The 21,784-nt window shown below is 38.3% G+C and carries 17 protein-coding genes and 1 pseudogene; 1 reads left to right on the forward strand and 17 read right to left on the reverse strand.

The genetic code is table 11. The features are described from left to right. From EI161_RS14810 to EI161_RS07715, 17 genes and pseudogenes are all read right to left on the reverse strand, one after another. Nucleotides 1-106, reverse strand: a pseudogene (locus tag EI161_RS14810) (transposase); the annotation flags it as partial. A gap of 201 nt (nucleotides 107-307) precedes the next feature. Continuing rightward, nucleotides 308-1,756: a capsule assembly Wzi family protein gene (locus EI161_RS07640; RefSeq protein ID WP_192529341.1), complete on the reverse strand. Its 1,449-nt coding sequence runs from the start codon at nucleotides 1,754-1,756 to the stop codon at nucleotides 308-310. 337 nt (nucleotides 1,757-2,093) lie between these two features. Further along, complete coding sequence (locus EI161_RS07645; RefSeq protein WP_192529342.1) at nucleotides 2,094-3,296, reverse strand: DegT/DnrJ/EryC1/StrS family aminotransferase; 1,203 nt, start codon at nucleotides 3,294-3,296, stop codon at nucleotides 2,094-2,096. Nucleotides 3,297-3,380: 84 nt separating this feature from the next. Then, nucleotides 3,381-4,040, reverse strand: a complete 660-nt coding sequence (locus EI161_RS07650) for an acetyltransferase (protein WP_192529343.1) — start codon at nucleotides 4,038-4,040, stop codon at nucleotides 3,381-3,383. Then, nucleotides 4,033-4,656, reverse strand: a complete 624-nt coding sequence (locus EI161_RS07655; RefSeq protein ID WP_192529344.1) for a sugar transferase — start codon at nucleotides 4,654-4,656, stop codon at nucleotides 4,033-4,035. Before EI161_RS07655 ends, EI161_RS07650 begins: the two co-directional genes overlap by 8 nt. Further along, nucleotides 4,657-5,793 carry a glycosyltransferase gene (locus tag EI161_RS07660; protein ID WP_225735281.1) on the reverse strand — a complete coding sequence of 379 codons (1,137 nt, stop codon included), beginning with the start codon at nucleotides 5,791-5,793 and terminating at the stop codon, nucleotides 4,657-4,659. It lies immediately after the preceding gene. Continuing rightward, on the reverse strand, nucleotides 5,786-6,712 hold the full coding sequence (locus EI161_RS07665; protein ID WP_192529346.1) for a glycosyltransferase family 2 protein: 927 nt from the start codon (nucleotides 6,710-6,712) through the stop codon (nucleotides 5,786-5,788). The genes EI161_RS07660 and EI161_RS07665 overlap by 8 nt, the downstream gene beginning before the upstream one ends. A gap of 256 nt (nucleotides 6,713-6,968) precedes the next feature. Continuing rightward, nucleotides 6,969-8,027, reverse strand: coding sequence for a glycosyltransferase (locus EI161_RS07670; RefSeq protein WP_192529347.1), 1,059 nt, complete (start codon nucleotides 8,025-8,027; stop codon nucleotides 6,969-6,971). A gap of 343 nt (nucleotides 8,028-8,370) precedes the next feature. Then, entirely contained in the window at nucleotides 8,371-9,675 is a 1,305-nt protein-coding gene (locus tag EI161_RS07675) for a hypothetical protein (RefSeq protein ID WP_192529348.1), read from the reverse strand. 235 nt (nucleotides 9,676-9,910) lie between these two features. Continuing rightward, entirely contained in the window at nucleotides 9,911-11,233 is a 1,323-nt protein-coding gene (locus tag EI161_RS07680) for a phenylacetate--CoA ligase family protein (RefSeq protein ID WP_192529349.1), read from the reverse strand. Between the two features lie 343 nt (nucleotides 11,234-11,576). Further along, entirely contained in the window at nucleotides 11,577-12,851 is a 1,275-nt protein-coding gene (locus EI161_RS07685) for a flippase (protein WP_192529350.1), read from the reverse strand. Between the two features lies 1 nt (nucleotide 12,852). Next, nucleotides 12,853-13,881: an NAD-dependent epimerase/dehydratase family protein gene (locus EI161_RS07690; RefSeq protein ID WP_318779367.1), complete on the reverse strand. Its 1,029-nt coding sequence runs from the start codon at nucleotides 13,879-13,881 to the stop codon at nucleotides 12,853-12,855. 30 nt (nucleotides 13,882-13,911) lie between these two features. Next, complete coding sequence (gene tviB / locus EI161_RS07695; protein ID WP_192529351.1) at nucleotides 13,912-15,189, reverse strand: Vi polysaccharide biosynthesis UDP-N-acetylglucosamine C-6 dehydrogenase TviB; 1,278 nt, start codon at nucleotides 15,187-15,189, stop codon at nucleotides 13,912-13,914. A gap of 65 nt (nucleotides 15,190-15,254) precedes the next feature. Further along, nucleotides 15,255-17,309, reverse strand: a complete 2,055-nt coding sequence (locus tag EI161_RS07700; RefSeq protein WP_225735282.1) for a polysaccharide biosynthesis protein — start codon at nucleotides 17,307-17,309, stop codon at nucleotides 15,255-15,257. Nucleotides 17,310-17,370: 61 nt separating this feature from the next. Beyond that, entirely contained in the window at nucleotides 17,371-19,578 is a 2,208-nt protein-coding gene (locus EI161_RS07705) for a polysaccharide biosynthesis tyrosine autokinase (RefSeq protein ID WP_192529352.1), read from the reverse strand. 113 nt (nucleotides 19,579-19,691) lie between these two features. After that, complete coding sequence (locus EI161_RS07710; protein ID WP_192529353.1) at nucleotides 19,692-20,123, reverse strand: low molecular weight protein-tyrosine-phosphatase; 432 nt, start codon at nucleotides 20,121-20,123, stop codon at nucleotides 19,692-19,694. 26 nt (nucleotides 20,124-20,149) lie between these two features. Continuing rightward, nucleotides 20,150-21,256 (reverse strand): polysaccharide biosynthesis/export family protein, encoded by a 1,107-nt coding sequence (locus EI161_RS07715; RefSeq protein WP_192529354.1) that lies wholly within the window; start codon nucleotides 21,254-21,256, stop codon nucleotides 20,150-20,152. Between the two features lie 193 nt (nucleotides 21,257-21,449). Between EI161_RS07715 and EI161_RS07720 the strand changes: the two genes are divergently transcribed. Further along, on the forward strand, nucleotides 21,450-21,784 hold a 335-nt coding region (locus EI161_RS07720), incomplete at its 3' end, for an IS1 family transposase (protein ID WP_192529115.1).

Consider the following 21,784-nt stretch of genomic DNA (forward strand, 5'->3'; position numbering starts at 1 on the left):
TAAAACTCAAATCATTCACATAGTTCCACACAAAATTAACCGCACCAGCCAATTTGTTTAATTGGTTAGCGTGTTTATCTTTGATGCGTAACTTGAGTGTTTTCATGGTTTTATTGTGGCTCAGTCACCTTAGTAGTCAAGCAGAATTTAGTATTATTTATGCCTTACATCCACCCCATAGAAGAACCTGGTTTTACGGCACTTTTTGATAAATGCAGTAAAAAAACTCATAAAAAATCGGCCTATTAGCAACCAATAGATCAGTTTCTAGGTTTTAAGCGTGTTAAACAGTCAAGCAAATTATACCCTAATAAGTCTGTAGCTCGATACCTACACCTACGCCGACATCAGTCGACTGGATATCTGAATCGACTGCCCAAATTCGGCTAGAGATGAGCGCTTTGGGGTTGTATTGATGCTCCCAAGCGACATCGATACCAGTCAGTTTATCAGTATTTGGGAATGCTTGATTGGTATCGTTTCTTCTATCCGCTTGATTTACTTTAGCATGCTGCACTTTTGCATTGATAAAGTTACGGTTATCCAGCCATAATCGTCCACCAACCGCGATACTCTCGGCATCACCACCTAACGCATAGCCTAATGGGTAGCCTTGCTGATAATAACCATCGGTGTAAATAAAATGATTATAAGAAACACCCTTTATTTCACCACTAGAGCGAGTATCGGTATACTCGGCATAAAGCTGGTACGGCTTACCATAAGCATCAGCCGCATAATCAACTCCGGCTAGATACATATTTTTAGCGGGCAAGCCACCTGCTTCGTCTTCACCGATATATTGGGCATAGACGCCAGCAGGGACGTTAACCAATGGCGCTAAATTTAAGCGCGCATCAAAGCCACCAAGTTGATTGGCTGGATCTTCTTTTCCAGTATCACCATTATCCTTGGTTCCTAAAACAGCATCAGCAAAGGAACTAAAGCTAGTTGGCCGACCTTCTCCGCCCCACATAAAGGTACGAGAAGCACCGACTTCTAACCATTCCCAAGGGCTAGCCGTCAGTCGTGCGCCAAATAGCTTAGTATCTGGAACCGCCTCATAGTCTTCTAACTGACCAGCAAATAGCTGATACTGCCAAGGTCCGACCCAAGATAGATAGTTTGAAATGGGCGCGCTTTGCTGATCACGCTGCATGGTAAAGCCAGTAACTGGTAGGCTGGCATCGCCTCGAATTAAGCTACCATCATGCCCTGGCCCCCACCATGTTGGGATTTTACCAGCGATTAACCACTGATTAGCCGCAGTACCCGCAAGATACGAGCCCTCAAAGCTAACATCTGAGCCGTCATCAATGAGTTTATCGTTCTTTAGGTTGGCTTGTAAATTAAACTCCCACTCTGCTTCGCTAAGTGATACGCCCACTGTCGCCTGTTGGCCGGCAAGTTGATCATCGCCAAATTTTTGCGGTAGCTGATCTCTATCGGTTTGGATATGTAGTGCTGCCGAGCCTTTTACCACTGAGTCACGATTCTGATCCAATCGTGTTTGTACCGACTGTAATATCTGCTGCTGCGCTGGTGTCTGGGCATTAGCGGTATTTACAGCACGTTTTATCTCGTTAGCAGTCAACGGCCATGTACTGGTACTAATCTGCGTGACCCCTTGATTATTGAGCCAGTCTAGATCCGCTTTGAGTTTTAAATCATTCATATATAGGTTCTGCGCAGATGCTAGCATCGACACTGTTGATAGCACACCAAAACCTAATAAAATGCTTAGCTTCTTGTACATGATTAAATACTCTTTGGTTATCAGGTGTTAATTATAAATACAGTCAGTTTAAAATAAAAGAAATACGTCCAACATAGCGTTCTGCTGGTATAATTTTTCCTCGCTTGCTGTGCGCTTTACACTCCAGAGGCTTCGAAAAACTTATCCCAACAGAACGGTAGTCTTTTCAAATTGAACCTACTATAGTCGATTTCTAATAAAACAGATACGTTATGTTTTGATGCGAAACTGGTATAAATTTTTCTGGCGTGCTGTGCCTGCGCAGACAGAGGCTGCAAAAAATTCATTCCAGTCCCGCTGTATCGCTTTTATATTGAACTCACTATGTAGTAACGTGCTATTGGTTATGCATGCTAGCAAATACGCTATCAATCGCTTGTACTGTTTGCTTAATTTCTTCTTCCGTCAGAGTGGGATGTACTAAGAACATCACGCTAGTTTCGCCTAATTGCTTTGCGATTGGCATTCTGGTCTCAGGACGTAAGCCTGTATTATCAAAGGCCTTTTCCAGATAAACTTCAGAAGCGGAGCCTGAAAAGCAAGGTACTTTTAGCTCATTAATTTCAGCAATGATTCGATCTCGTGACCAGTCGCTAGGTAGGTTTTCTGCTTGCACATAAACATAGAGCTTATAATAGGCATGTTTAGAGTCTGCAAACTGCGGTGACGCTTCTAACCTTGGTACAGAAAGATAGCCTTTTGCTTCCCATTGGGCACACGCGTCTAATATAGTTTGAGCGTTTGCCGTACGTTTGGCGGTCCAATCAGGCATTCTCGTTAGTTGAATACGACCGATTACTGCTTGCATCTCAGTCATACGCCAGTTAGTACCGAAGCTTTCATGTAACCAGCGATAGCCCGGTGGATGATCCGTTTCATAGACCGCTGCATAGCTTTTACCGTGGTCTTTATAAGCCCACATCTTGCGCCATAGCTGCTCATCATTGGTGGTGACCATACCGCCCTCACCGCCTGTGGTCATAATCTTATCTTGGCAAAAGCTCCACGCGCCAATGTGCCCGATACTACCAACGCTACGACCTTTATATGTAGCTCCATGCGCTTGCGCACAATCCTCAATGACATATAGATGATGCTGATCTGCTAGCGCCATGATGCCATCCATATCACAAGGCCAGCCTGCCAAATGCACACAGACGATAGCTTTGGTTTTAGCCGTCAATACCGCCGCGATGGTTTCAGGGGTGATATTACCCGTAGCTTCATCAACCTCGGCAAAAACAGGCGTTGCTCCAATATTAACCACCGATGAGATACTAGCAATAAAGGTACGAGGCGTGACGATTACTTCGTCACCTGCGCCAATACCTAACGCTTGCAAGGCAACATCTAATGCCAACGTGCCATTACCCATGGCAATCGCATACTTGCTATCAACCCACTCAGCGAACTCTTGCTCAAACTGGCGACCTTCTTGTCCAGTCCAGTAATTGACTTTGTTAGACAATAGGACTTGGCTAACGGCATCAGCCTCGGTTTGAGTGAAACTGGGCCAAGGTGAAAAGGGGGTGTTTAACATGGTTACCTCGATGGTGCTTATTTATGATTTATGACTGAATATTAGATTTTGATAGAGAGTCTTGTTTTTTAGAGAGTCTTGTTTTTACTTATAGTGTGGTCGTGCAGGATTACCAACTACGACTGCCCCAGCTGGGACATCTTTAGTAACCACCGCACCCATTCCGACGATAGCACCTTTACCGATAATTAATGGCTTATCAGGTGTACCCTGTTTGATAACTGCTCCTGACCCAATGTAGGCATGGTCATGGATATGAATATTACCATTGCAACTGACACGTGGAGCAAAGGTAACATAATCGCCAATGACGCAATCGTGTTCGACATAGCTATATAAATTGGCATGGAAACATTTACCGATAGTGACGTTAGCAGCGATAGTGACCAATGGACTGAGCGCAGCACCAGCATCAATACTTACCCCATCCATGATTAAAGTAGTCACTCCCTGTACTGTCCACAATGAGATACCATCTTGAACCAATTTATCTGCAATTTTTTGGCGAATACTACTATTAGCAATAGCAATCAGGACAAATTTGTCATCGCTATCTATACTTTTAAAGTTTGCATAATTCATCGCCGTATAGCCATTGACGTTAGCATCACTATCTAATGCATCATCAATAAATACAATTTGGCTGGCTGTATCACCTTCTAATATACGCAATTGCTCGTTAGCTACTGGCATTAAGCTACGACCACAACCTGATGCACCATAGACGGCAAATAATTTACTCATAGCTACTCTCTAGAACCGTATTATCTTTAGAACCAGTAAACTTACTCATTGTTGCTTCACCGTCAGCGCTAATACCGTCTTTGATGACCACCTTTTTTACCGTCTTAAGTAATATCTTAATATCTAACCACAACGATTGGTTATCTACATACCACGTATCAAGCTCAAACTTCTTATCCCAACCGATAGCATTGCGACCGTTCACTTGCGCGTAACCGGTAATACCAGGGCGTACGTTATGACGACGCGCTTGCTCTTTACTATATAGCGGCAGGTATTCCATTAATAATGGGCGTGGTCCAACTAAGCTCATGTCACCTTTAACTACATTCCAAAGCCCAGGCAACTCATCAAGACTGCTATTACGTAAGGCTTTACCAAAATCAGTCAAACGCTCACTATCAGGCAGAGGATTGCCATCACTATCTATCGCATCTTTCATCGTGCGAAATTTAATCATCTCAAACGGCTTACCGTCTAAACCGGGACGCGTCTGACGAAATAGCACTGGCGAGCCTAAGTTTTTACTGACTTTATAGGCAGTGATGGCATATACCGGAGATAAAGCAACTAAAGCAGTGGTCGCGGCGGTGATATCGAAAAGGCGTTTTATCATCTATTTCTCACTTTGTATTTGTTTTAAATAGAAATCTAAATAGTTTTTCCAAACTTTTTTCTGCTCAAAGTTTTGAATCACCCAGTCTCTAGCATGTATATATGTATTGACAAAATCTTTATCATTTGCTGCCATATCAATAGCTTCAGTAATAGCTTTAACATCCTTAAACTTAAAGTGTTGTCCACTGACACCATTCTCAACACTATCTTTTATTCCCGTAACATCATAAGCGAAGGTAGGAACACCACAACTAGCAGCTTCAATAGCAACGTTGCCAAAACCTTCTCTATGACTTAAAAAAAGATGAAGATCGGCATATTGGAAGTAATGTATAACATTCTCTGTATGAGGTATATGTTTAACATTTGGGTGAGTAGCAAGGAGATCTTTTAAAAACATTTCAGACTTCTTATCTTCTACTTGGCCTACTAAAAGAAACTTTATTTTTGGTTCTTTAGACTTATTTATAATTTTCGCTAAATCATAAAGACCTTTGTCATAACAGATACGACCAATGGTTAAAATATTGAAGGTATCGCTATCATTTTTTTGTTGTTCAGTAATGCTTGTCTTAGCAGGACTATAATTTACTGTGTCAACACCATTTGAGGAACCACTTCCTAATACAATTCCTTTATTTTCTTCAAGCAAGCCATCACTAAGATATGCTTGTCTTAACGAATCAGAGATAAAAACAACTTTACTTGAGGTTGATAATGCTATTTTGTCGAGCATGTGGAAGAAAAGTCGTTTTTTTCCAGAAAAATTTTCATAGACACGACCTCGTACAATAGCAACACGGTTTTTATGTAAGGTTACGCATGATGCAATACTACCCAACAACAAGGCTTTAGGTGTTGAGTAAACCACGATATCGAAACGATTAAGTGTTAAATATTTTAGTAAAAAAAGCAGCGACTTCGTATCTTTTAATAAAGATGGGTTACGCTTAAAGTTAGCATTGATTACCTTTCCTATTTTTCGCTTCTCAAGTATATCTAGCTGTGTTTGACTGCCTCCGCAAATAAGAGTGATATCAAAGTCTGAATTATCTCTAATAAACTCTAATTGACCACGGCAAAGCACATTAAATGAAATAGCATCAGTAATTATAAAACAGATTTTTTTAGTCAATTTGATTGTCTCCATTAAAACCGACAATAGGAAGATCAATACCTGTTATATAATCAATTTCATCTTCAATACGTTTTTTCTCTAATTTAGGAATTAAAGTAGCGTTACGACGATTACGAGCTATTTTAATAGCGGAGTCAGGAAAGAATCTAACTAAAAACGTTTTTACTAGATTGTTGGCAAGAGCTTTTGATTTAAGCTTTAACTCGAACTTATTTTTTGCATCAGCAATTATAGTATGCCGCCCCATTGCATACGCCAGTAATAGTTGCTTTTGTGTAACGTTACCGTCTTCACGATAGTAATAAAGTGGCTCTGGAATAAATACTACATTCAAGTCATTTTTAGAATATGAGCGTACCCATAAGTTTGTATCTTGCGATTTAATCATACTTTCTTTATAAGGATTACGTTCAAACCATGCACGGCGGCCTAATAAAGAAGCATGGACAATACCTGAATTACCAGATAAAAGCCCTTTGCTGGTTATCGTGTGCTTGGAAGTGGCACATCGAATACCTAACGCTTGATTTTCATTACTTAAAGAGCACAGCCCCGTTGAAATTAGATCTATATCTGAATTAGCATTTAATAATTCAATCTGTTTTTCTAAACGTACAGGGGACATTAGATCATCTGCATCCATACGCGCAATGAAATCGTACTTAGCGAGTCCAGTTAGCTGGTTAAGACGAGCAGCCAACCGACGATTTTCACCATCATAATAAACACGGACACGAGGATCTTTAATTGATTTTGCTAACTCAAGAGATCTATCGGTAGAGCCATCATCAATAAGAATCAGCTCCCAATTCGTATAAGTCTGAGCGAATACAGAACGAACTGCATCTAGCAAGGTAGATTCAGCATTATAAAATGGGATACCTATAGAAATAGGTTTCTGTTTCTTATTAATCATACAAGCACCAAATTAATATTATATATTGTTAAGATATTTAAGATTTCTATGATGATATATCATATGAAAAAGTCTGAAATACTAGATTATACATTTAGCAACACTAACGGACGATTTTAATTTGAAAGTTCTGTAAAATCAGAAAACAACAAATTGGTTTTTAAGCTTTATCGCTAATATATCCTCAAGACCCACCAAGTTATTATAAGTAAGTAAATTTTGTCATTATAAAATACCATTCCTAGTACAATTATTTTTAGTCTAAAATAAAATCCAAATATGCTTTGCAAATTTTGTCTTTACTTAACCGCTGGCGATAATTGTTAAAATCACTTACACACTCTTCGCGCAGCAATGGCGATTGCATAAGTAATCGCAGCTTTTGTTCAAATAATAACTGATTATCTTGCTCGATTAAAAAACCATTTTTACCATCATTAATCATTTCAGATGGACCAGCTATACAATCATAAGCTATGACTGGCAGAGGGGCTGCAATGGCTTCACTCAGTACATTTGGGAAACCTTCTGACTTTGAAGTAAAAGCAAAAATCTTGGCCCTATATAAGTATTGATCGATGTCATCAATAATCCCCTTTAGATGTATTCTATTTTGCACTCCCATTTCTGCAATTTTTAATTCAAGGTTATCCTTTTCAGGACCGTCTCCAAGTATAAAAAGCTTCCATTCACACTTATCATCTGCTTTCACAAAAATATCAATTAATTCATCAAAGTGTTTGCTGCTTACTAAGCGACCAACTGAAATAACTATATTTTCTTTCTCGATTTCATCTCTTTCTTCAAAATCCTTTAATGGGTTGGGGATAGCAACTACATTTTTATTCAGTTTTTTGTTAATAGCATCTCTCTTCGAAAGATCAGTTTGAACTATTAAACCAGCTGCTAATGGATAGACTTTTTTAGCAATAGCTCTATTAGCATAGGAGTAGAGTCTATCTGGACTACTTCGGTTGGAGATATAGCACTTATTTCCTGTTATACGTGCTGCAATAATAGACAAAGGATTAAAGACTTCACTGAATGACAAAAATGAAGCTGGCGATATAAGGCGTAATTGTTTACACAAAAACAATAACACCTGTAGCTTTCCAGATATTCCACCACGGTATTTTGTTCTTGGTGCAATAACCTGAACTCTGCTGTCTAGCTCATATGCTGTTTCAGCACTTATTAAACATATAATATAAACTCGCGTCCCTTGCTTTACTAAGTAATTAGCAAATATTGATAGAACTCGTTCCATGCCACCTTTCTGCATTGACGGTGTTACTAAGCAGACTGTTTTGTCCATTGAAGGTTCCTCAAATTTTTCTTAATAATTTTTCAAAAAGCAATGTAGTACGAGTATATAAATCATTTTCATCAAAAAATATATAAGTATGAATTAATTACTATTTAGTAAAATAATCACTAAACCTATATTGTTAATGAAAAAACTCACTACATTTTTTTAGTAAAATACTTACCCACAAAATTTTATTAGCTTTACTATAAAATATACTACTTGGGTAATTATAGTTCCAAAATTTAAATAGACATGAATTATAAACTATTTTCTATATCTATTATTAGGCTTTATCCTATAAAAACTAAACAAGATCTATTTACATATATTAGATACATGTTGCAATAAATTAACCTCTATAAAGCCTAAACTTAGGAAGCTTAATTTTTAATAAAAACTTAAATACGAAAAATATAATTATTAAGAGCACTGAAGACATTGGATGTAGGACTAATAGTAACATTAAAATCAAATAAGCAATTATCTTTAAGAAGATATTTTTTAACTTCTCAACCCTATGAATGACTATAATATAAAACAGAGGGAAAAAAGCTAAGCCAAAAACTCCAAAATTAGAAATCGCTTCCATTATAAAAGACGTTGTTAGCCCCCAGCCATAAAGATAGGTACCACCGAAATCACCAAAAGCTGAGTTCGTGAAGTACACAGCATATGGGTATGGCTTATCCGGCCATAATTCTCTTGGTATATAGAACGTTGCTAAAAACTGATAAGATGCACCTTTATAAGGAAGAACATAATTATCATTAAGTATTTCATGAAATATGACAAATTTTAAACTATAATCTCTGCTAAAATCTATTCTAAGACCTTTGTAGACAGAAAAGAACCCTTTTGCATCCTCTATATTCTTTCCATAAAACTGAAGGTAAAAATAAAAAAAAGCAAATAATAACAGTCCTAAGTAAGCAATAGTTTTTTTACCAACTACATTTGTCAACAAAAGTACTAATAACAACAAAACAGTAAATAAAAGAACAATACTTCTTTTACCATGAATATATATGTCAGCAAAAATAAACAATAATGTAAATGCAATGACTATCAAATAAGAGGGGTTGCAATTACTCTTTTTATATTTACGAATTTGCGCAACGACTAATAGAATAAAAACTGGTAAAAATATCGAAACCAACTTCGGTGCTAATAGCTGTAGTGAATTAGATTCATGTCTGGGTCTGTCGGCATACTGCATGTAAAAAGAAGGTTCATTAGATAAAATTGCAACTATAATTGGAGAGATTAAAGCTATGTATGCCATCCACCTCAGTTTGTAAAAATAATCTAAAAACTGGTGGGTACTAACACTGTAACTTATAGACTTTGTTTTATTATATTTTACCGAAAAAGAAGTAAATATCAGCATTATAAATGCTATATAGTAATTATATATTGTCGTCGTATTAAGATCTTGGAGTGCATAATAAATAGTAGAGCTATACACAGGGCCTGTAAACTTATCGTCCATTAGAATATCTAAGTAAGCAGGCACTACATAAAACACAATTAACACAGGTATAATAAAAGTATATGCTGAAATATAACCTCTGAATGTTCTTTTTAGAGTAATTACTACCGAAAAAATAGAGATGAAAGCTAAGACCCAGTAACTTAAATTATGTAATATAGACATATATTAATCTCTATCTTTTATTTGCTTTAGAGATGAAGATATTATCCACTCTTGAGGATTAAACTGACCTTCATGCCATTTCATGTGGTTATCCCAATATCATAGACAAAAATCATACGCTTTGACGGAAAAATCATAACTTATTTCGATAATTAACGGATTATTATCCGCATCAAAAATGAAATCGTACTCTGCTCTAACTAATATTTCCAAAATAATTATGACCTAATAATACTTAGTTAGTAGTTTGTATTTCAGAATAAACATACATTATCTTTCCTGTTTTTGTTAAATTAATTTTTTCACAAAAATCAACTTCAACCTTTATACCAGGAAGTTCTGTCATAATCCTATTTAACACTTGTTTTAACTCATCTGAATTGAAAGGCTCATTTTTAACAATATTCAACTCTAATAAGTTGATATCTTTCTGTACTAACTGAAATGATTTTATACTAGGTTTTGAGAAGAATAGCGTTGTAAAAAACTGCCCATCTATTTTAGTACCATCAGCCTTATGAATGACACCTAAAGTTCTACCTATAACTTTATCCATTTTTAAAGTACCAAATTCCAGATCATCGCCTTTAATCGCTCTGTCTCCAATCTTATAGCGAATCAAAGGCATATAAAAATTATTCAAGGTTGTTATTACAATTTCACCTTCTTCGCCCTTTTTGACTGGATTATCATTCTCATCTAATATCTCTAAAAATATATTATCATAGAAAACAAATAAACCTTCACTTCCACGAACCTCAGATGCTATTGCTGATACTTCTCTTGAGCCATAAAAATTATAAACGTATGTATTATTAAAGGCTTTGCTTATCTCATCTCTCATCTCAGGATATAACGGACCTGTAGTACAGTGAATTACAGGCTTACATTTAATTTTTATATTATTTTTATTAATATATTTAGCAATATCGTAGATAGAGTGTACATAGGCTTTAATAAAAATAGGTTTCGTTGAGTTAATCTGATCAATATAACGACTTATTATGATATCGCTCATAACAAATGTATTAAGTGTCAGCCTATTGTTTAAAAAGCTTTTGAAGTTAAAACTAGAGTTGGTGCTGTGCATGTCTCTTTCAGCCCCCCATAAATCTATAGACTTTCCAAAAATATCAACTTTGTTCAACTCTAATGCATAATAGTAAGCAGCTTGCCCATGAATATTTTGAGTATTAGTTCTAAAGAATGTCAATGGCTCACCAGTAGAGCCACCAGATGTCGCTTTATGAACTTCATTAATTTTTTTATATGACTGGTTTATCAAAGCATCAGGACTATCTCTAACTATGTCTTTGGTTAAAACAGGTATTTTACAAAACTCTGAATAGGTCAGGTTTTTAAGATCGCAATGCTTTTCCATAGACTTATAAAAGGAAATATTTGAGAATGCCGTATCTAAAACAACGAATAACTTGTTTTTTTGATAAATCAAATTCGAACTAGAATTGTTGATATCACGGTTCTTTAATAGCTTTAATATCTCTATAGCCTTTTTAGATCTCAGTTTTCTATAAATCATTGTTAGTGATCGTTTCATTTTAAAACCTTCTATCAAAAAATTATTGTACCTAATATAATCAAAACCTCTGATTAATTTTTATTACCTTATTAGGGTGTATTATCAATTGGATTGTGAGGCTCAAAATGAGAAAAATTGGAGATAAACAAGGAAGAAATTGCCATTAATATGAGCATATTGACAAAATTTCTGACGATGTTTAGCAAAATTTAGCCATTTTAAGGCCACTGAATGTATTAATGTGCTAATTGATGACACGCCCTAGTATACTTCTTAGAAAAACCTATATTTTTTATCCAGTTTTTTTGATTTGTGATACTCAACCAATGTTCATAAAAAACATTTACTCTATAATGTATGGCTATTGACATATCAACTGCTCCTGTTTTTTTATTTTTTTAGCTTCATACAAAATACTCAACCCTAAAATGGCTCGTGTTGATGTTATCGTAATAGCTGCACCTATATAGCCATATAATATTACTAATGGAAAAGCGGATACAAATCCAATTAAGGAACAAACTACAGTTATATTTCTTAGTCTTTTCTCATACCCCTTTACTATCATAAAGTTTGTACCAAAAGTACTGATTAGCGCCGAAAAAATGATAGATATAGACATGATTCTAAGAATTATTACAGCACTTATAAACTCTTCCGTATAGAAAAAGCTAATAATAAATGGCGCTAATATAAACAAGCTTATGCAGGCAAATATAGATAGATAAATATTAATTTTAGCGTATAAATTATGTGAATCTATTTTTCTAGATAATAGCGGGAAAAATACTCTCGATATAATCAAAAGAAATTGTTGACTTATATTTATGAATTTACTACCAGCATCTAGCAAGCCGTTGGCAACACTACCACCATAAAATCCAAGCAGTACTACAGAAAAACTATTGTATAAGTTTGGCATTATGTTATTTATAAAAACGTCAGTACTACCTTTAATCGTCTTAGATATTTCTCTGATATTTGGTTTGTGGATCTTTACCTTCCATTTAACTACGATTATGTATGTAGCGAAAAACCCACTTACTATGAACCCTAAGCTTATAAATAATGGCTGTAAGATAAAGTCAGACTTTTCTTTTATAAATATAAAAACTAGCAATGTAAAAACCAGCTTGCTAGTCAGACTAAGAATAGTAATAAACTTCATTCTTTCCATAGCCTGAAAGAACCACTCAGGGAAAAAAATATTTCCTGGCACTAACAAAAAGCTTATGAGTAGAATGCTTTTATTCTCTCTAAAATATGGGATCGTAACTATTGCAATTATAAGAAGTAACAACGATATGAGCATTAGTATGACTCTTGCCCATAATACATTACTAAATATCTCAGAGACTTTGTTGAGATCTTCTCTATTTGAAGCTACGTCTCTAGTAGCCGTATAGTTAAAACCCCAATCAGATACAGTTTTTAACCATAATATTACGGCTCCTGCAAAAGCTATTTTACCAAAACCATCTACGCCAATGACTCGTGCTAGATAAGGAATGGTAAGTAAGGGAAAAATGTAGCTCGCAATCTGTAATAGCGTTAAATAACCAAAATTACTGGCTACAGCTTTTCCATCTTTACTTTTTTTTAGCTTCTCTATAGTAGATTTAAATTTATGAATCATGCTACTTCAAAGACTTAACATACCAAGGCATCGCTTTCTCAATTCCTTGGATAATATCAAACTGCGGATCATAACCTAACGCATTCTGAATTTTGCTAATATCAGCCTGACTATGACGCACATCTCCTTCACGGAAATCTCGATATACAGCCTCTTGGGTATAATCCACACCATTTACCGCTAGATTGTTTTTTAGAGCCGTAAATAGTGTGTTCAGTGTCGTACGACCACCCACTGCCACGTTATAAACTTGATTTTTAGCATCTTCAATAGCAGTAGCCGCTAAGATATTAGCCTGTACCGCATTTTCAATGAAATTAAAGTCACGACTGGTATCGCCATCGCCATTGATGAATACCTCATCACCTGCGATCATAGCGGCCGTCCACTTTGGTATTACCGCTGCGTATGCACCATCAGGTGTTTGGCGTTTACCAAAGATATTGAAGTAACGCAGACCGATCGTTTTAAAGTCATAGGTACGTGCAAATACATCAGCATATAGCTCATTGACGTATTTAGTGACTGCATAGGGTGACAGTGGATTACCGATAGCATCTTCAACTTTTGGCAATGCTGGATGATCACCATAGGTTGAGCTGCTGGCGGCATAGGTAAAGCTAGCAACCTGAGCATCACGAGCCGCAACCAGCATATTTAGGTAGCCTGAGATATTAGTAACATTGGTGTTAATCGGATCAGCGATAGAGCGTGGTACTGAACCTAGTGCTGCTTGATGCAATACATAATCGACGTCCATACATGCAGCCTGACAGTCTTCTAGTTTGCGAATATCGCCTTCTATAAATTTAAATCTCTGCCACTGCTTTTCGCTGACCAAGCCCTGCACTTCATCTAGATTATGCTGAAAGCCCGTTGCAAAGTTATCTAAGCCAACTACTTTTTGATTCAATAATAGTAGCGTTTCTAGTAAATTAGAGCCTATAAAACCAGCAACCCCAGTAATCAGCCACGTTTTTGGTGCTTTAACTAATGTTTCTTTAACTTTTTCATATGCGGTTGACATCATAATATTTGTTTTCCGTATTATTTTAACAATTTATAGGCGAATATCGGTAGCTTCTTTAGTAAAGGCATACTTTAAATCATAGAGGACGTGTTCATTCTTTCCAAACGCTCTAATTTGCTCTACACCCAGCTCGATAAACTCATTATGAGCAACTGCTAAGATAATACCGTCATAGTTATTAACCGTTGGCTTGCTAATAGGCGTAATATCATACTCACGCATCGCTTCTGCTTTATCTACCCAAGGGTCATAGACGTCAACGTCGATATTGTATTCCTCTAGCTCATGGACGATATCGATAACCTTGGTATTACGCACGTCGGGACAGTTCTCTTTGAAACTCAGTCCCAGTACTAAAACTTTAGCACCTTCAACTTGAATGCGCTTTTTGATCATTGTTTTGACCAGTTGAGTCACCACATACTCACCCATGCTGTCATTCAAGCGACGGCCCGCCAATATAATCTCTGGGTTATAACCAATCGCTTGTGCTTTATGAGTTAAGTAATAAGGGTCAACACCGATACAATGACCACCGACTAAACCCGGACGAAACGGTAAAAAGTTCCACTTTGTCCCTGCAGCTTCTAAGACTGCTTGGGTATCGATACCCATCTTGTTAAAAATAACGGCGAGCTCATTAATCAAGGCGATATTAACATCTCGTTGGGTGTTTTCAATCACTTTTGCCGCTTCTGCTACCTTAATAGAGGCCGCTTTATGAGTACCAGCGGTAATGATTAAGTTATATACTTCATCGACAAAGTCAGCTACTTCAGGTGTTGAGCCTGCCGTCACTTTTAAAATATTGGTAACACGATGCTCTTTATCACCTGGATTGATACGCTCGGGGCTATAGCCTGCGTAGAAATCTTGATTGAAGGTCAGACCAGAGACTCTTTCTAATACTGGAATACAGACCTCTTCTGTCGCACCCGGATAGACAGTCGACTCATAAACCACGATATCGTCTTTTTTAAGCAAGCTACCGATAGCTTCTGAGGCTTTAATCAAAGGGGTCAGGTCAGGTTGCTTATAATCATCAATAGGCGTTGGGACAGTGACGATAAAGAAGTTACAGTCCTTTAGCTCATTGATATCCGAGCTATAGCTTAAATGCGTCGCTTGTGCTAACTCATCATCGCTAACTTCTAAGGTATGATCAGTCCCAGCAATGAGTGCTGAGATACGCCCAGCATTAATATCAAAGCCAACGACTGAATGCTGTTTGCCAAACTCAACCGCCAGCGGCAAACCTACATACCCAAGCCCGATGACTGCTATTTTTATATTGTTAAGATCTAACATAGTCTTCCTTTATTAATTTAACTAATTTTTCTTTAAAACATCATTGTTGATTTATACATTAACCGTTATGCAGATTCAGAATCTTCTTGAGAGCTTTTTTGCAGATTTTTTTGAGGGCTTTCTTGAAGATCGTCTTGAGTTTCTTCTTGAGAGCCGTCTTGAGTGCCTTCTTGATAACCCTCTACAAAGTATTTGAACTGCTGTTTCAACCAAAAAACATCAAACTGTTTCTGCTTTTCAGTAAACTCAAATAATACCGACTCAAGCTCATCTAACGGAAAGCTATGCTCTATGGCTTGCATGATTAATGGATGATCGGTAGATTCGATATTATCTTCACCAATGATCAGCTCTTCATAGAGCTTTTCTCCTGCTCTAAGCCCCGTAAAGATAACCTCGATATCGCCATCTGGATGTGTGCTATCCTTAACATCAAAACCACTTAAATGAATCATTCGGTGCGCCAAATCAACGATTTTGACCGGCTCACCCATATTAAGCACAAACACTTCACCACCTGCGGCCATCGCCCCTGCTTGGATAACCAAGTTTGCCGCCTCTGGAATCGTCATAAAATAACGAGTTACATCGGGATGGGTGACGGTGATTGGCTTACCTTGGGCTATCTGCTTGGTAAATAACGGTACCACTGAGCCTGATGAACCTAGGACATTACCAAAACGCACCATACTGATAAGCGTATGATTGTTATTTGGATTGTTTTTTTGGCTTAAACTCTGACAGACCAATTCTGCTAAACGCTTAGAAGCCCCCATCACGTTGGTAGGTCTTACCGCCTTATCGGTAGAGATAAGGACAAAAGTCTCAACATGGGCTGCAATAGCCGCTCGCGCACAGTGATACGTGCCCTTGCTGTTGTTTATAACCCCTTCAAAAGGATTGTGCTCTACCATGGGCACATGTTTATAGGCCGCTGCATGATAAACGGTCTGTATGTCATATAATTTAAATATTCTAAGAAGATTGGATTCATTGGTGACGTTACCGATGACGGCGACTATCTCAATATTTTGATAAGCAGGGGTATTGGCTTGTTTTATCGTAAGCTCTTGATGAATGCTATAAAGCGCAAACTCAGACAGCTCATAAAGTACGATACATTTTGGCTGGTTTTTAATCACTTGACGGCACAGCTCGCTACCGATAGAGCCGCCTGCACCAGTAACCAGCACGCATTTACCGCTAATATTTTTCTGTAATAAGTGTGTATCGGGTTCGACTGTCTGTCGATCTAATACATCTAAAATATCTACCTTGCGCATACTACTAACGGTTACTTTTTCGTCAGCGATCTCTTCCAAACTCGGCAACTCTTTAATTTTTATAGCTATACCAGATAAGCTGTCAATAATCTGTCTCTTTTGCGCGCGACTGATAGACGGAATCGCTAAAAAAACCTGAGCGACATCGAGCTCTTCTACTAAGCTCATTAACTCATGCGCAGGATAAATCTTTTTACCCTGTAAATAGGCACCAACGAGCTGTAGATCATCATCGACATAGGCCACCACATTGTATTTATGCGAGTTTCTTAGACCCTCTAATAAATCCTTACCCGCCTCGCCTGCACCATAGATAACAACATTATCGTAACCATCTTCATCCCTTAGGCGCTGCTGACCGTTACCGCGCCAACGTGTCAATAGCTCACGGATGATCAGCCTGCTATTCCACAAAGCAATAAAAAAGAAGAACATAAATATGATCGGAACGGAGCGCGGTATGTCTTCTAAAGGATTGAGATAGATAACAATTTCATAAATAACAATAAGGACAAAAAACAACTGCGCCACACTGCCCATGACGGTATCGAGAAAGCCTCTTGCCACCCCTTTATAGAAGCCGATAAAATACAAGCCAATAATAGGAAGCACCGCATAAGCCAACAATATCGCCGGACTAATCTCATGGGCGATATGGCCATAGCGTAAAGACAAGGCTAAAAACAGACAGACGGCTGACATCACAAGGTCGGCAATAAGCAGCACTATACGCTTGACAGCACGCGGAAGCGATAGGAAATACTCAGCGATATGTGCTAACCATCCATTGTTATCATTCAGCGATTGATAATCGCTTTTGGTTTTTGACTCTAGCAAGATGACCACCAATTACTTAAAATTATAAGACAAGACAATATAAGATAAAGCCGCAAAAAATTTACGACTGCTTATTTCCATAGGCATAGCTATAGTGATAACTATATTTGCTCATGAGGCCTTGTTGTACATCATTGAGGATAATACCATCTACCTGTACATTGGCTTTGTTCATCTGTTTGACGGCATATGCCACTTGCCCTTCTATCGACTGGTCGTAGCGCGTCACCATTAACACTTTATCAGCGTAATGCGACATAATCATCGCATCCGAAGCGGCTAATATGGGCGGTGAGTCAATGACAATATAATCGTAGTGCTCGTTGAGCTCCGTCATCATTTGCTCAAACTTATCACCTGATAGCAGCGAGGATGGGTTGTGCGGATGCTGCCCACGTGGGATAAAATCAATATTATCCAGAGTAGTCGGATGTATGACCGTTGTTAATGCTATCTGTTGCGCTAAATAATCCCCTAGCCCATTATCTTGAGTCATATTAAACATTTTATGCAGCTCACCTAAGCGCATATCCGCATCTATAATCAATACCTTCTTATCCAGTTGCGAGAATACCTCAGTCAAGTTAGAAGAGATAAAGGACTTACCCACCCCAGGACTCTCACCAGCAATCAAGATGACTTTAGCTCGTTGACCAACTTTGCCTACTGTTGTCATACCAAACATTAGATTGGTTCTTAAGCTCTTAATGGCCTCATAGCTCAAACTATTGTTATCAGCATGAGCTAATAGACGATTTTGAGATTTTTTATTCTTACGTAACCGTGTCAGCAGTGCCGAGCGCGGAATGGTGGCGATGACTGGTATGCCTGTCTTCATCTCTAAGCGCTCAGGATCTTTAACCACGTTTCTAAGCATGTTTTTCAGTAGCACTAACATCGTGCCTAGCATCGCTCCTAAAAGCATGGCCAATATCATAATTTGCAGTTTCTTGGGCGCAATCGCTCTAAAGGTACTAATAGGCAAATCAATAACACGGGCAAAACCAATTTGACCAGCCTTGACGATTTTTAATTGCTCATAATTTTTAAGCAAGGTTAGATAGATCTCTCTATTGATGGTGGTATCAGCTGATAGTTGTAAAAACTCTCTTTGTATCTCTGGCAGACCGGCAATGGTATTATCTATTTCTTGCTTCCTAGCATTAAGTACGGCCAGTTGATCATTGATTTGCACCACCAACGGATGCTCATCGGTATAGTAAGTGGTTAGATCCGCTTTTTTTAACTTAAGCTCGTTAAGCTGGACATCGATTTGTGAGTTTTCACCTAATAAAAGCTCGGCTTCTTTACCCACATCGATGGTGCCATATTTTTTACGGAAATCATTAAATATCGCTTCAGAATCTTCCAGCTTTTTCTTTAAAGTTGGAATTTGGGTTTCCATAAAGGCAATGGTTTTCGTCGTTTCCTCAGAGCCACGAGACTGGTTTTGATCAATATAAGACAAGACAATACGTTTTAAGATCAAGCTGGTTTGCTGCTGATTATTTCCAGTCATAGACAGCTGAATAATACCGGTTTGCTTACCTTTTTCAACGACTGATAGCGCACTGTTTACCCGATCGGTGGTTGTTTGCAGCGATTGTTTGGTGATATTAACTGCGTACCCATCAGCCGGAAGATCGTTGACGGTGATGTGAATCTGACCATCCGTGCCTCTAAATTGATGCGCTTTACCAAGCTGACCTTTAAAGTCATCAAAGCCATTGCTTAACACGAACCCTGTTGCAGAGCGCGTTAAAGTAAATGGTTGATTCAAATAGTTTTGTGAAACGTTGAACTGGCTGACCTCTACTTCACCATCTTCAGTTTTGAGTGACACACCTTCAGGTTTATTTATCTGAGTGTCGATATTGCTGCTTTTTATTTTATAGAGTGCACCAATATTAGGATCAGACAACTGAATACGTAAATGTAATAAATTAACGACCGGCTCTAATATCATACGCGAGCGAATGAGCTCTGTTTCTGTTTGCGCTTTACTTACCTCAGACCCAATAAGCTCGGAGATATCACTACCAAGCGCTGAGATACCTTGAGACTTTTCCTCAACTTGAATAAGCGCATCGGATTTATAAGTAGGATTGACATATCTACTATACAAGACCCCTATGATCAAACCCAACACAGCAAAGAAGACAATAATTTTCCAACCACGCAAAATGGCAAACAGCAGCGCCATTAAATCGATTTCATCATCATCTTTTTCAACGGCATTTTTGGCTGTATTTTGTGAATCTGTATTCATAACTATAGGGTCATCATTTAAAGGTAGCCATTTAATACTGGCTACTGTTTAATATTAGGTGTTGTTTAATATCGGATGCTTTTCAATACTAGATGCTGCTTAATATCAGGTGCTTAGCTGATTTTATCAGCCCACTGCTCAAGGCCATCAACGATATCTTGATACGCCGTTTCAAACGCGCTTATGTCATGCTTATAAGGGTCAGCAATATCTTTATCAATCCAGTGACCAAGCTTAAAGGTTTTGCCACGACAAAATGGCCAGCGCTCTTCGATCCATTTGGTCTGGCCATCTGACATGGTGAAGATAAGATCTGCTTTTTTTGCCAAACCTTCATCAATTTGCTTGGCAACATGGTTATTAATATCAATCTGCTGCTTCGACATGATCTCTAGCGCCGCTGGGTCCGCAGAGTGACCAACTAAAGCGCCAACACCTGCAGAATCAATATTCTTATTAGGAAAGCGCTGCTTTAACAGCGCTTCAGCCATTGGACTACGGCAGATATTGCCCACACAAACCACTAAAATACTATCAAATGCCATAACGATTATTACCTACTAATTATTACCTATAAGCCTGAGAGCGATCTGATGGCTGATGTAGACGGTACAATGGAGCTAATGACACGATTCCAACGCGCCAAGCCAGTTGGATCGACATAAACAATATCGTTAGCATGCATCTCAAAACGGTTGGCAAGGGCAAAGCTGGTAATAGTCTGCATGTCAACATAGTAAATATCGGTCGCTGCCGTATTCACATTATCACGCACCACATAAATTTTGGCCGCGTTGGCAGTAGCGGCATTGAGACCTTTAGACTCGCCCAGTACTTGTGCCAGACTGATGCCCTGCTCTAGAATAGACACCGGCTCTACCTGCCCAAACTCACCCAAAACATAAATTTTATTTTGCTCTTGGCTATTGACGTGAATCGAATCGCCATCTCTTAGGTAGATTTGGTTGGCAGATGAGCCCATCTCTCGCAGTGACTGTAAGCCGATATTGTAGCTTTTACCCTGACGGTTCAATACAATATTATTCGAGTCACCTATCTGTGACGCCCCGCCCGCCATAGAAATCCCACCGTATAACGAGACAGGTACATCAGCAATAGCAAATTCGCCTGGCTGCTTCACTTCACCATCAATAAAGAACTTATTGCCACGATAGTTAACAATTTTCACCTGCGGATCTGAATATTTTAGATAACGTTGCAGTTGACTCTGCAAGTTGGCGGTAAATTGCGGTACGCTCAAGCCACTCGCTTGTATACGTCCAATTAGAGGAAATTGAACAAAACCCTGCTGATCGACTGGAAAGCCTAAGGCATAGGGGTTGGCGGTATTACTACTATTGGTTAAAGGGGGAGCGATTTCTGGATAACCGACAAGCGTGATGCCAAGGATATCGCCTTTGGAAATACGATACTCTACTTGTCCTGAATTTTTTATCAGTTGCACCAAGTCATTACTAGGGACCACTGCCTGCTTGGGTGGTAGCGTTGCTAGGCTGAGCGGCTGAATATTAAACTGCAAGCCACTTTCTGCGACAAAAGCCCCACTAGGTGGCAAATCACCCGACTGTAGACCTGAGTTGATACTTGTACATCCTGAAACCATGCTAGCAATTAGCAGGCACGATATACTTAATAACTTTGATGACTGATAGTGCATGTAAAAAAAGCCCTTATAAATCATAATAATATATATCAATCATTGATAGTAAACCGAAGTGACAGCCGTAAGAAATAGCCTTACTAGTCGCAAAAAAAACGTAGTATAACACAAAGGTCAGGTGGTGTGTCAGAAAGTATGCTGAAGAAATAAAGGAGGGTGACAGCCAAAGCAAGATGATATATTTGAGGTTATGAAGACACAAATAGATATCAGCTGCCCCGACTGTCACAGTCCCAGTTTAAAGAAAAACGGCATAAAAAGCTATGGCAAGCAGAACTACCAATGCAAGGACTGCAAACGTCAATTCATTGGTGACCATGCCTTAACTTATAAGGGCTGTCACTCTAAAATAGAAGACATCATACGGCTAATGACGGTGAGAGGTTGCGGTGTTAGAGACATAGCTATTATAGCCTCAGTCAGTATCGGTAAAGTATTGGGCACCATAGGCTCATCTGTTTATAAGATCGCGCCTAAGAAGCGCTACTATGAACGCTTAGAGGTTGATGAGTTCTGGACTTACGT

This window comes from Psychrobacter sp. FME5 (assembly GCF_014861375.1).
Taxonomy (GTDB): Bacteria; Pseudomonadota; Gammaproteobacteria; order Pseudomonadales; family Moraxellaceae; genus Psychrobacter.

Bases quoted from the DNA above. Each gene is read 5' to 3' on its own strand.
- EI161_RS07640 (WP_192529341.1), bottom strand. From the start codon at position 1,756: ATGTACAAGAAGCTAAGCATTTTATTAGGTTTTGGTGTGCTATCAACA.
- EI161_RS07645 (WP_192529342.1), bottom strand. From the start codon at position 3,296: ATGTTAAACACCCCCTTTTCACCTTGGCCCAGTTTCACTCAAACCGAG.
- EI161_RS07650 (WP_192529343.1), bottom strand. From the start codon at position 4,040: ATGAGTAAATTATTTGCCGTCTATGGTGCATCAGGTTGTGGTCGTAGC.
- EI161_RS07655 (WP_192529344.1), bottom strand. From the start codon at position 4,656: ATGATAAAACGCCTTTTCGATATCACCGCCGCGACCACTGCTTTAGTT.
- EI161_RS07665 (WP_192529346.1), bottom strand. From the start codon at position 6,712: ATGATTAATAAGAAACAGAAACCTATTTCTATAGGTATCCCATTTTAT.
- EI161_RS07670 (WP_192529347.1), bottom strand. From the start codon at position 8,027: ATGGACAAAACAGTCTGCTTAGTAACACCGTCAATGCAGAAAGGTGGC.
- EI161_RS07675 (WP_192529348.1), bottom strand. From the start codon at position 9,675: ATGTCTATATTACATAATTTAAGTTACTGGGTCTTAGCTTTCATCTCT.
- EI161_RS07680 (WP_192529349.1), bottom strand. From the start codon at position 11,233: ATGAAACGATCACTAACAATGATTTATAGAAAACTGAGATCTAAAAAG.
- EI161_RS07685 (WP_192529350.1), bottom strand. From the start codon at position 12,851: ATGATTCATAAATTTAAATCTACTATAGAGAAGCTAAAAAAAAGTAAA.
- EI161_RS07690 (WP_318779367.1), bottom strand. From the start codon at position 13,881: ATGATGTCAACCGCATATGAAAAAGTTAAAGAAACATTAGTTAAAGCA.
- tviB (WP_192529351.1), bottom strand. From the start codon at position 15,189: ATGTTAGATCTTAACAATATAAAAATAGCAGTCATCGGGCTTGGGTAT.
- EI161_RS07705 (WP_192529352.1), bottom strand. From the start codon at position 19,578: ATGAATACAGATTCACAAAATACAGCCAAAAATGCCGTTGAAAAAGAT.
- EI161_RS07710 (WP_192529353.1), bottom strand. From the start codon at position 20,123: ATGGCATTTGATAGTATTTTAGTGGTTTGTGTGGGCAATATCTGCCGT.
- EI161_RS07715 (WP_192529354.1), bottom strand. From the start codon at position 21,256: ATGCACTATCAGTCATCAAAGTTATTAAGTATATCGTGCCTGCTAATT.